Here is an 11,332-nt window from a genome sequence, read left to right on the forward strand (position 1 = left end):
TAGTTGGCCTTCAGAAAGCGGGACTAACGTCGGAGTCATGCGATTCGCGTTCAAAACCTCACCCCAGAACACCACCTGGACCGACATGCTGGCCATCTGGAAGGCGGCCGACGACATCGATGTCTACGAGTCCGGGTGGACTTTCGACCACTTCTACCCGATCTTCTCCGACGGTGACGGGCCCTGCCTGGAGGGTTGGACGACGCTGACCGCACTGGCGCAGGCCACCACGAGGCTGCGCCTGGGCACCCTGGTCACCGGCATTCACTACCGTCACCCGGCGGTACTCGCCAATATGGCCGCCGCGCTCGACATCATCTCTGGCGGACGCCTCGAGCTCGGGATCGGCGCCGGCTGGAACGAGGAGGAGTCGGGCGCCTACGGCATCGAGTTGGGCACCATCAGGGAACGCTTCGACCGGTTCGAGGAGGCCTGTGAGGTGCTCACCAGCCTGTTGAGCCAGGAGACCACCGACTTCGACGGAAAGTACTACCAGCTCAAGGGTGCCCGCAACGAACCCAAAGGCCCGCAGTGCCCGCATCCGCCGATCTGCATCGGTGGCAGCGGCGAGAAGCGCACACTACGGCTCACCGCGCGCTACGCGCAGCATTGGAACTTCGTCGGTGGGCCGCCCGACCTGTTCGCGCGCAAGCGAGACGTGCTGGCCTCCCATTGCGCCGACATCGGGCGCGACCCGAAAGAGATCACCCTGTCGGCCCACCTCCGGCTGGAATCCGACCGCAACTACGGGCAGGTCATCGAGAACGCGGCTGCGCTGGCAGCTGAGGGTCTGGACCTCGGCATCGTCTATATCGCCCCGCCGCACGACCCGGCCGTGCTGGAACCGCTGGCGGAGGCGATCCGCGACTCTGGTCTTGTTACCTAGACTTACCTAGTCGATGACTGGACAGAGTTGAGCAAACGTCTGGCGTGCCCCCGGCTACGCCGGGATGGGTCGCTAGACCCCCAACAGCACCAGCTCTTGAGCGGTTATCAGGCGCTCGTGTTTAGCGGGAAATTCGTGGCTCTTCAATGGGTGGCGAAACCATAACCAGGCGATTCGCGCCATTCGTGATCGGGGTCCTGGGTGTGTACGCACAGTGATCACTCCTGCGGTCGGTCAGTTTCCTGGGACTCCCCCTGTGATGAAGCCCACACCGGCCTATTACACAACAACCCTCTGGCAAACCGTGGCAGAAACGCCGGAAAATATATTTATGTTTCTGGAGTTACTAGTGTGACTGATGTAATCTACACCAGCGGCGCGGCCGTCGGCTTGATAGGGGCCGGCAGCGCAGTTGAGCCCATCAGATAGCGGTCTACGCCCGCCGCCGCTGCCCGCCCCTCGGCGATCGCCCAGACGATCAATGACTGGCCTCGGCCCATGTCGCCGGCAACGAAAACGCCGGGCACCGAGGTGTCGAAGTCGGCGCCGCGAGCAACGTTTCCGCGGTCGGTGAGCTTCACCCCGAGGTCGGTGAGCAGGCCCGGCTTCTCCGGGCCGACGAATCCCATCGCCAGCAACACCAGATCGGCGTCAAGCTCGAAGTCGGAGCCCTCGACCTTGACGAATTTGCCGTCCTGCATGGTCACTTCGTGCACCTTGAGCGCGCTCACGCGCCCGTCTTTGCCGACGAACTCCTCGGTGTTAACCGAAAACACTCGCTCGCCACCTTCTTCGTGCGCCGCCGACACCCGGTACATCAGCGGGTAGGTCGGCCACGGGGTGGATTCGGCGCGGGCATCCGGCGGTCGCGGCATGATCTCGAACTGGTGGATGTTGGCGGCGCCTTGCCGGTGCACGGTCCCCAGGCAGTCGGCCCCGGTGTCGCCGCCGCCGATGATGACGACCTTCTTGCCCTTGGCGGTGATTGGTGGCTCCCCGTCGTCGCCGAGAACGTCGTCTCCCTCCTGGACCCGGTTGGCCCAGGGCAGGAACTCCATCGCCTGGTGGATGCCGTCCAGGTCCCGGCCGGGAACCGGCAGATCCCGCGCGGCGGTCGCGCCACCGGCCAGCACCACCGCATCGAAATCGGCGCGCAGCTGTTCGGCGGTGATGTCGACGCCGACGTTGACGCCGGCCCGGAACTCGGTGCCCTCGGCGCGCATCTGTTCGAGCCGCCGGTCGAGCACGCGCTTTTCCATCTTGAATTCCGGGATTCCGTAGCGCAGCAGCCCACCGATGCGGTCATCGCGCTCGAACACCGTCACGCGGTGACCGGCGCGGGTGAGTTGTTGGGCGGCGGCCAGACCCGCAGGGCCCGAACCCACCACAGCCACAGTCTTTCCGGTCAGCTTGTCCGGCGGCAGCGGCACCACAAAGCCTTCATCGAAGGCCTTGTCGATGATCTCCAGCTCGATCTGCTTGATCGTCACCGGATCCTGGTTGATCCCGAGCACACACGCCGGCTCGCACGGCGCCGGACACAGCCGGCCGGTGAAGTCGGGGAAGTTGTTGGTGGCGTGCAGCCGTTCGATCGCGTCGCGCCAACGGCCCCTGCGCACCAGGTCGTTCCATTCCGGAATCAGGTTGCCCAGCGGACAGCCGTTGTGACAGAACGGGATACCGCAGTCCATGCAGCGGGTCGCCTGCTCGCGCAAGGTCTCGTTGTCGAATTCCTCGTACACCTCGTGCCAGTCGCGCAGCCGCAACGGGACAGGCCGGCGCTTCGGCAATTCCCGATGTGTGTATTTCAGGAAGCCGCTCGGATCAGCCATGGGCTGCCGCCATGATCGCCTTGTCGACATCCGTGCCGTCGCGTTCGGCCCCGGCGATCGCCTGCAACACTTTCCTGTAGTCCCGCGGCATCACCTTGACGAAGTGCCGTTGCTGGCCCCGCCAGTCGGCCAGGATACGTTGCCCGACAGCGGAATCTGTCGCATCAACGTGCGCCTGGATCGTGCTGTGCAGGTACTCCGCGTCATCCTCGTCGAGGGTCTCGACGTCCACCATCTCGGTGTTCAGGTTGTTCGAGAGTTCGCCGTCGGGGTCATAGACATAGGCAACACCGCCGGACATGCCTGCGGCGAAGTTGCGGCCCGTCCGGCCGAGGATGACGACCCTGCCACCGGTCATGTACTCGCAACCGTGATCACCCACACCCTCGACCACGGCGTGTGCTCCGGAGTTACGCACAGCGAACCGCTCCCCCACCACACCGCGCAGGAAGACTTCGCCGCTGGTGGCGCCGAACAGAATCACGTTGCCACCGATGATGTTGTCCTCGGCGACGTAATCCTGCGGCGCATTGTCCGACGGCCGCACCATAATTCGGCCTCCGGATAGACCCTTGCCGACATAGTCGTTCGCGTCGCCGTACACCCGCAATGTGATCCCCTTGGGCACAAAAGCCCCGAAGCTGTTACCGGCGGATCCGTCAAACGTGATGTCGATGGTTCCGTCCGGCAACCCCTGGCCGCCATAGGCTTTCGTCACCTCGTGGCCGAGCATGGTGCCCACCGTTCGGTTGACGTTGCTGATGGTGGTGGAGAACCGGACCGGCTTCCCGGAATCCAGTGCCTCCCTGCTCATCACGATCAACTGCTGGTCGAGCGCCTTGTCCAGACCATGGTCCTGGCGCGAGCTGCAATACAGGTCCTGGTTCATGAACGCCGACTCCGGCTCGTGCAGCACCGGTGTCAGGTCCAGCCGGTGCGCCTTCCAATGTGCGCGAGCCAGCGTGGTGTCCAGGGCGCCCACCTGGCCGACCGCCTCGTTGAAGGTACGGAAGCCCAGCTGTGCCATGTATTCCCGAACCTCTTCGGCGATGAACATGAAGAAGTTCTCGACGAACTCGGGCTTGCCGGTGAACCGCTCACGCAGCACCGGGTTCTGGGTGGCCACACCGACCGGGCAGGTGTCCAGGTGGCATACCCGCATCATGATGCAGCCGGCCACCACCAGTGGGGCCGTGGCGAAACCGAACTCCTCGGCGCCGAGCAGCGCGGCGACCATCACGTCGCGGCCCGTCTTGAGCTGGCCGTCCACCTGGACCACGATCCGGTCGCGTAACCCGTTGAGCAGCAAGGTCTGCTGCGTCTCGGCCAGCCCCAGCTCCCACGGAGCACCCGCGTGCTTCTGCGATGTCAGCGGCGTTGCGCCGGTGCCGCCGTCGTGTCCCGAGATGAGCACCACGTCGGCGTGGGCTTTAGAAACCCCAGCCGCAACCGTCCCTACCCCGTTCTCGGAGACCAGCTTGACGTGCACTCGCGCCGACGGGTTGGCGTTCTTCAGGTCGTGGATCAGCTGCGCCAGGTCCTCAATGGAATAGATGTCATGGTGCGGCGGCGGTGAGATCAGGCCGACACCGGGTGTGGAATGCCGCACCTCTGCCACCCATGGGTAGACCTTGTGCCCCGGAAGCTGGCCGCCTTCACCGGGTTTCGCACCCTGGGCCATCTTGATCTGGATATCGGTGCAGTTGGTCAGGTAATGGGAGGTGACGCCGAACCGTGCGGAGGCGACCTGCTTGATCGCGCTGCGGCGCCAATCGCCATTGGGATCGTGGTCAAATCGCTTGACGTCCTCGCCGCCCTCACCGCTGTTGGACCGGCCGCCCAGCCGGTTCATCGCGATGGCGAGCGTCTCATGCGCCTCGGCGGAGATCGAGCCGTAGCTCATCGCGCCGGTCGAGAACCGTTTAACGATCTCGCTGGCGGGTTCGACCTCGTCCAGCGGTACCGGAGGCCGCACGTCGCCGCGGAACTTCAGCAGCCCGCGCAGCGATGCCATTCGTTCGCTCTGGTCGTCGACCAGACGGGTGTACTCCTTGAAGATCTTGTACTGGCCGGTGCGGGTGGCGTGCTGCAGCCGGAAGACCGTCTCCGGGTTGAACAGGTGGTACTCCCCCTCACGACGCCACTGGTAATCCCCGCCCACCTCGAGCTCGCGGTGCGCGCGTTCGTCGGGCCGGTCCAGATACGCCAGCTGATGCCGGGCGGCGACGTCGGCGGCGATGTCGTCCAGGGTGATCCCGCCTGTCGGACAGCTCAGCCCGGCGAAGTATTCGTCGAGCACGTCCTCGGAGATGCCGACCGCCTGGAACAGCTGCGCGCCGGTGTAGGAGGCCACCGTCGAAATGCCCATCTTGGACATCACTTTCAGCACACCTTTGCCGGCGGCCTTGACGTAGTTGTTCAACGCCGTTTTGCGGTCAATCCCATCGATGACACCGCGGTCGAGCATGTCCTCGATCGACTCGAACGCCAGGTACGGGTTGATCGCCGCCGCGCCGCAACCGACCAGCATGGCCATGTGGTGCACCTCGCGGGCATCGCCGGTTTCGACAACCAGACCCACGTGGGTGCGGGTGCGATCGCGCACCAGATGGTGGTGCACCCCCGCCACCGCCAGCAGCGACGGAATCGGAGCCATCACCTCGTCGGACTCGCGATCGGACAAAATGATCACCCGCGCGCCGTCGGCGATCGCCGCCGACGCCCGCGCGCGCACCTCCTCCAACGCCGCGGCCAGGCCGGCGCCGCCGTCGGCGACCGGGTAAAGACAGCGAATCACCTTGGACCGCATGCCATGCGGACGTCCGTTGACCTCATCGTCAGGGTTGAGGTTGATCAGCTTGGCCAACTCGTAGTTGCGCAGAATCGGCTGTGGCAGCGAGATCTGGTGACAGGACTCCTCGGTCGGGTTGAGCAAGTCACGCTCACCACCAGTGGTGCCCTGCAGGCTGGTCACCACCTCCTCGCGGATGGCGTCCAGCGGTGGGTTGGTCACCTGGGCGAAGAGCTGGTGGAAGTAGTCGTAGAGCATCCGGGGGCGCTGCGAGAGCACCGCGACCGGAGTATCGGTGCCCATCGACCCGATCGGCTCGGCCCCGGTGCGGACCATCGGCGCAACCAGGAGATCGAGTTCCTCGTATGTGTAACCGAAGACCAACTGGCGCAAGATAACTCGACTGTGAGGCATCCGCGCGTACTTGCCCGCCGGCAACTTCTCCAGCGGAACCAGTCCCTTGTCGAGCCACTCCTGATAGGGGTGCTGGGCGGCCAGCTCTGCCTTGATCTCCTCGTCGGCGACGATGCGGCCCTGCGTCGTGTCCACCAGGAACATCCGGCCGGGCTGCAGCCGCATCCGGCGCACCACCTTCGATGGATCGAGGTCCAGCACGCCGGCCTCGGAAGCCATCACCACCAAGCCGTCCTCGGTGACCCAAATCCGGGACGGGCGAAGGCCATTGCGGTCGAGCACCGCGCCCACGATGGTGCCGTCGGTAAACGTCATCGACGCCGGGCCGTCCCACGGCTCCATCAAAGAGGCGTGATACTCATAAAAGGCCCGTCTGCGCGCGTCCATACTCTCGTTGCGTTCCCACGCCTCGGGAATCATCATTAGCACCGCGTGCGGCAGGCTGCGCCCGCCGAGGTGCAGCAATTCGAGCGCTTCGTCGAAGCGCGCAGTGTCGGAGGCGCCCGGCGTGCAGATCGGGAACAACTTCTCCACATCGTCTTCCGAGCCGAAGATGTCGGTCTTGATCAAAGCCTCGCGGGCCCGCATCCAGTTCTCGTTGCCGGTGACGGTGTTGATCTCGCCGTTGTGGGCGATGCGGCGGAACGGATGCGCCAGCGGCCACGACGGGAAGGTATTCGTGGAAAAGCGGGAGTGCACGATACCCAGTGCGCTGGTCAGCCGATCGTCTTGCAGGTCAAGGTAAAACGCCTTGAGCTGCGGGGTGGTCAGCTTGCCCTAGTAGACTAACGTCTGGGCGGAAAGGCTTGGGAAGAAAACGGATTCGCGGCCCGGCCCGTCCTGGCCCGGGCCTTTGGTGCCCAGTTCGTGCTCGGCGCGCTTGCGGACCACGTAGCAGCGGCGCTCCAGCGCCATGTCCGACGCCCCCGCCAAAAACACCTGCCGGAAGGTGGGCATTGCGTCGCGGGACAACGCGCCCAGCGACGAGTCGTCGGCGGGTACGTTTCGCCAGCCCAGCACCTGCAGGCCCTCGGCTTCGGCGATCTTCTCCACCGCGGCGCAGGCGGCGGCGGCGTCCTTGGACGACTGCGGCAAGAAGGCGATGCCGGTGGCGTAGCTGCCCGGGGCGGGCAGCTCGAAGTCGACGACCTCGCGCAGGAACGCGTCCGGGACCTGAATGAGGATGCCGGCGCCGTCACCGCTGCGCGGCTCGGCTCCCTGGGCTCCGCGATGTTCAAGGTTGAGCAGCGCGGTGATGGCCTTATCGACAATGTCTCGGGTGCGTCGGCCGTGCATATCGACGACCATGGCCACTCCGCACGAATCGTGCTCGAATGCGGGGTTGTACAGCCCGACACGCTTGGGCGTCATTCCCACCTAACCCTTCACCAGAACTTCTGCGCGGCCTTTTTAGTGGCACCGACGGTTCCGCACCCCGAGGTTGCGGGCTAGGCCCCTTCGGTCTTGTCGATAGGCTGTCCGCCAGGCGGAGATGATTCGATCAAGTATTCGTCCGTGCAGCGCTGAACGGTGGGCTCGTAACCAGTCTCGACAAGTCGTAAAACGATATGACAAAACCCGCCTGACATGCCAACTTCCCTAATACTAACCTGCCGGCTGGCGTCACCGTAAATTCGCTGTAACGGCTGATCGACAGCCTCGCGGCAGGCGGCTCAACCGTCGGCAATCTGCGAACGACGTCGTGGATCGTGCCGGACGCCGGCCACATCAGGCCCTTAAACGAGTTTGCCAGCAGCTCGACCGAACGCAACCGCGCGCAGCCGCCCGAATCGCAGGCGTGCCCAAAGGCGCCGTGACGCGGTACCAGCTGAGCCCCACCGAGTTTGCGCAATCCTGATGGGAGTCTAAAGGGCGGACGAGCAGGCAACCCCGGTGGCAACGCAGCCGGTAACCGATACTGGACCGAGGTTGATCGCCTTGCACCCGAGGAGCCCATGAACGAGCGCGACGAATTCCTGCGTGACCGTCTGCGGCCCATCCAGCCCGGCGCCCCGGCTGCACGCCCGCCCGGTCCTCAGCCCAACGGGCCGCAGACGCCGCCTGCGGCCTTCCCCCCGGTTTTTCCCGGGCCCGCCCCGCAGAGCGGGCCGGCACCTCCCCTCGCTCCCCCGATGAGCCAGCCACCAGGCCAGCCGGCAGCTCCTTCGCACCAGCAGGCCTATCCTCCGACGCACATGCGGCCGCAAGCTCCCGCTGCCCACCCCGCTCCCGGGTTCTCATCCCCACCGGGTGCGTGGTCCGACATCGCCTTCGCGCCGCCGGTACGCACCCGTCCGTCGCTGCGCGCCGACCGCGGCTGGCGGCGCCTCGTCGAATTGATCACCTTTGGCCTTGTCAGGCCGGGTCCTTCGGCCGCGCAACGTGAGGAGGTCCAGTTCGAAGCGGCCATCCGGACGGTCCTGCACGGCAACCACAAGGTCGGCGTGCTGGGCAAGGGTGGCGTCGGGAAGACGTCGGTCGCCGCCAGCGTCGGATCGATATTCGCCGAACTGCGCAGGCAGGATCGCGTCGTGGCCGTCGATGCCGACACCGCCTTCGGGCGCCTGGCCAGCAGAATCGATCCCGAGTCGACCAATTCGTTCTGGGAATTGACCGCTGACAAGAACTTGCATTCCTACGCCGATGTGATGGCCCGTGTCGGCCGGAACACCGCCGGGTTGCACGTGCTCGGCGGTGAGCCGGCGGCCGGTCCACGCCGGGTGCTCGATCCTGCTATCTACCGGGAAGCCGCATTGCGGCTGGATCGCCATTTCGCGATCTCGGTCATCGATTGCGGGTCGACGATGGACGCACCGGTAACCCAGGAAGTCCTGCGGGATCTGGATGCCCTGATCGTGGTGTCCTCGCCGTGGGCCGATGGGGCCTCCGCGGCCGCCAAGACCATGGATTGGCTGTCGGATCACAACCTGAGGGGATTGCTGCAACGCACCATCGTGGTGCTCAACGACTCTGATGGACATGCCGACAAACGCACCCGGTCGTTGTTGGCGCGCGAGTTCATTAACCACGGACAACCGGTGGTCGAGGTGCCCTTCGATCCGCATCTGCGGCCCGGGGGGGTCATCGACGTGAGCACTGAAATGGCCCCGGCCACCCGGCTCAGATTTCTGCAGATCGCGGCCACGGTCGCGGGCTATTTCGCGTCGCGGCCCGCTGACATGCGCAACCGCCCGCCCGCAGCCCGGTGACCCCAAACTTCCGAGCGCGCTCGGTCAGCCCGTTTCGGCGGCCCGCTGCAGTCCCGTGCTCTCCATTTCGAGGGATGAGCGGATCCGCGACCCGACAAGCGGGTTGGCCAGCCACGCCAAGGGGCCGGTCACGATGAACTCGAGCGTCGTTCGCACCCCCATCCCCCGCTTCTTCGATGCGATGCACCGCCTCGAAGGAGAGGCCCGGCTGCCTGGCCACCCAGGTAAACATGCGCATGGGTTCGAGTTCGGTGACCGTCCAGACCAGCGGCCGACGCTTCGGCTTTGTCACCCGAGATCGGCTGCCCACCGTCGACGGACCGTCCGCCAGGCCCTTGATCTCTTGCATCGACTCGGTCCAGCCCGGCCACTTCTCTACGTCGCAGCAACTGCCACACCCGTGCACCGGGGGCGTGCACGATTTCCTCACGTACGTAGCGCATGCGTCACTTCAGCAGGCATCATCGCACGACGCCCCGCGCAGAAGGGTCGGCCACCGCCTCGATCTTGGTGATGAGGGGTCCGCGGATGGTCAGCACGATGGCAGCGAAGAGCCGCCGGCCAGCGAAGGCCAGCACCGTCGGCTGCCCGGCCGGACCGGTGACAAGCGTCGCCCCGGGCCCCAGATAGCGCAGCAGGTTGGTGGCCACATCATGCGGCCCGTGATTGACCTGCGGTGGCGGCGCCGGGTCCGCGAGGACGGTGCCCACTCCCCAGACCGTCGGATCCAGGACGGCGGTCAACGCAGCGATGTCACCGTTGGCACACGCGGTGATGAACTTCTCGGTGACGAGCTGGTGCTCGGCCGGGGCCACCTCGCTCAACTTCGGTTGCGCCCCAGTGAATTTGGCCCGCGCGCGGCGCGCCAGCTGGCGGCAGGTGCCGACGGGACGGCCCACCGTGTCGGCGATGGTGTCGAAGGGGACCCCGAACACGTCGTGCAACACGAAGGCCACACGCTCACCGGGACTGAGCCTGCGCAAGACTTCCAGTAACGCGGCGCGGACCTCATCGTCGAGGGTGACCCGGTCGGCCGGGTCAGTGCGCAGCGATTCGTCAACCATGGCCCTCCGGCCCGGTTGGACCTCCTGGCCGGTGTCACTCGGATGTTCGTAGCGCGCTCGCGCCGAACGCACCAGATCCAGACAAAGCCGGCTGGCGACCACCGTGAGCCAGCCACGGACATCCTCGATCTCGTTCGGATCCATGCGCGACAGCCGCAGAAATGCCTCTTGCGCAACGTCTTCGGCGTCCCCGACATCTCCGATGATTTGGTAGCCGAGGTTGACCAGATACGGGCGGTGGCGACGCCATGCGTCTGCTATCTGGTCAGTCGATGACAGCGATTGCTCCATAAATCTTCGACGATCCGGTGCCGCAGAAAGTTACTTGTGTCGACTGTAACTTTCCCACCTTTCGGCCCGTCCCTTTTCCAAGGAGTCAAGAGGCCCCTGAAATCGCCGAAAGCGCAACACACCAAGGAGTCGCAGCATGACGATCGTGATCACCGGAGCGACCGGCAATGTCGGCCGCCCCCTCGTCGCCGAACTCGCCGCCGCAGGCGCCCGGGTGCGGGCCGTCACCCGCACGCCGAAGACCGCCCGGTTTCCCGACGGGGTCGAAGTCATCGGCTCGGCGGGCGACGCGCTGTCGGGAGCGTCGGCGGTGTTCCTCAATTCCCGGGCACTCGGCGAGGACCTCGCCGACGTGGTAGCCCAGTCCGTCGGTGCCGGGGTCGCCAATCTGGTCGCGCTTTCGGCCATCAACGCCGACGACAACTTCTCCCGCCAGCCGTCACGTTTTCGCGGTGACCGCAATAAGGAAGTCGAAAGCCTCGCCATCGATTCCGGCCTGGCCTGGGTTAGCCTGCGGCCCAGCGTTTTTGCGACCAACTTCGCGGGCATGTGGTCCGCCCAGATCCGGGCCGGCGATGTGGTGGCCGGCCCCTACGCCGAGGCATCCAGCGCGCCGATTGTCGAAAGCGACATCTCGGCGGTCGCGGCCCGCGCGCTGCTCACCGATGAGCTTGTCGGCCAACAGATCCCGCTGACCGGTCCGCAGGCGTTCACCAACTCAGCAACGCGGCGCCGTCGTCGAGGCGCACCATGGTGCGCGAAGATTGGGCGCTGGTTGCTGTTGCCGGCTGTGCTGGCTGGGGCGGAGACTGGTCGGGTTCGTCGTGGTGATCCCGATCTGCTCT

6 protein-coding genes and 2 pseudogenes are annotated in these 11,332 nt (G+C 65.6%); 3 read left to right on the forward strand and 5 right to left on the reverse strand.

What is annotated here, in order from left to right; all coding sequences use genetic code 11:
- Positions 1 to 37 precede the first annotated feature (37 nt).
- A complete protein-coding gene (locus ACLP9N_RS32635; protein ID WP_442411262.1) occupies positions 38 to 886 on the forward strand; it encodes an LLM class F420-dependent oxidoreductase in 849 nt (282 codons plus the stop codon).
- Positions 887 to 1,251: 365 nt separating this feature from the next.
- On the opposite strand, the gene ACLP9N_RS32640 is transcribed toward ACLP9N_RS32635, so the two are convergent.
- Together ACLP9N_RS32640 and gltB are read right to left on the reverse strand one after the other, a co-directional pair.
- Complete coding sequence (locus tag ACLP9N_RS32640; RefSeq protein ID WP_442411263.1) at positions 1,252 to 2,718, reverse strand: glutamate synthase subunit beta; 1,467 nt, start codon at positions 2,716 to 2,718, stop codon at positions 1,252 to 1,254.
- A pseudogene (gltB, locus tag ACLP9N_RS32645) lies at positions 2,711 to 7,294 on the reverse strand (glutamate synthase large subunit). The gene ACLP9N_RS32640 and the pseudogene gltB overlap by 8 nt, the downstream one beginning before the upstream one ends.
- A gap of 584 nt (positions 7,295 to 7,878) precedes the next feature.
- Here gltB and ACLP9N_RS32650 point away from each other — a divergent pair.
- Positions 7,879 to 9,132, forward strand: a complete 1,254-nt coding sequence (locus tag ACLP9N_RS32650) for a MinD/ParA family ATP-binding protein (RefSeq protein WP_442411264.1) — start codon at positions 7,879 to 7,881, stop codon at positions 9,130 to 9,132.
- Positions 9,133 to 9,156: 24 nt separating this feature from the next.
- Here ACLP9N_RS32650 and ACLP9N_RS32655 read toward each other — a convergent pair whose 3' ends face one another.
- The 3 genes and pseudogenes from ACLP9N_RS32655 to sigI form a co-directional block, all read right to left on the reverse strand.
- Positions 9,157 to 9,294, reverse strand: a complete 138-nt coding sequence (locus tag ACLP9N_RS32655) for a hypothetical protein (RefSeq protein WP_442411270.1) — start codon at positions 9,292 to 9,294, stop codon at positions 9,157 to 9,159.
- Between the two features lie 19 nt (positions 9,295 to 9,313).
- Positions 9,314 to 9,481 (reverse strand): annotated as a pseudogene (locus ACLP9N_RS32660) (SRPBCC family protein); the annotation flags it as partial.
- A gap of 112 nt (positions 9,482 to 9,593) precedes the next feature.
- The gene (gene sigI / locus ACLP9N_RS32665; RefSeq protein WP_442411265.1) at positions 9,594 to 10,487 is read right to left on the reverse strand and encodes an RNA polymerase sigma factor SigI; all 894 of its coding nucleotides are present in this window, start codon (positions 10,485 to 10,487) and stop codon (positions 9,594 to 9,596) included.
- 136 nt (positions 10,488 to 10,623) lie between these two features.
- Between sigI and ACLP9N_RS32670 the strand changes: the two genes are divergently transcribed.
- Positions 10,624 to 11,332, forward strand: a 709-nt coding sequence (locus ACLP9N_RS32670; protein WP_442411266.1) for an SDR family oxidoreductase, incomplete at its 3' end; no start/stop codon positions are given.

Source organism: Mycobacterium sp. (assembly GCF_052144515.1).
Lineage (GTDB): Bacteria > Actinomycetota > Actinomycetes > Mycobacteriales > Mycobacteriaceae > Mycobacterium.

Bases quoted from the DNA above. Each gene is read 5' to 3' on its own strand.
- ACLP9N_RS32635 (WP_442411262.1), top strand. From the start codon at position 38: ATGCGATTCGCGTTCAAAACCTCACCCCAGAACACCACCTGGACCGAC.
- ACLP9N_RS32640 (WP_442411263.1), bottom strand. From the start codon at position 2,718: ATGGCTGATCCGAGCGGCTTCCTGAAATACACACATCGGGAATTGCCG.
- ACLP9N_RS32650 (WP_442411264.1), top strand. From the start codon at position 7,879: ATGAACGAGCGCGACGAATTCCTGCGTGACCGTCTGCGGCCCATCCAG.
- ACLP9N_RS32655 (WP_442411270.1), bottom strand. From the start codon at position 9,294: ATGGGGGTGCGAACGACGCTCGAGTTCATCGTGACCGGCCCCTTGGCG.
- sigI (WP_442411265.1), bottom strand. From the start codon at position 10,487: ATGGAGCAATCGCTGTCATCGACTGACCAGATAGCAGACGCATGGCGT.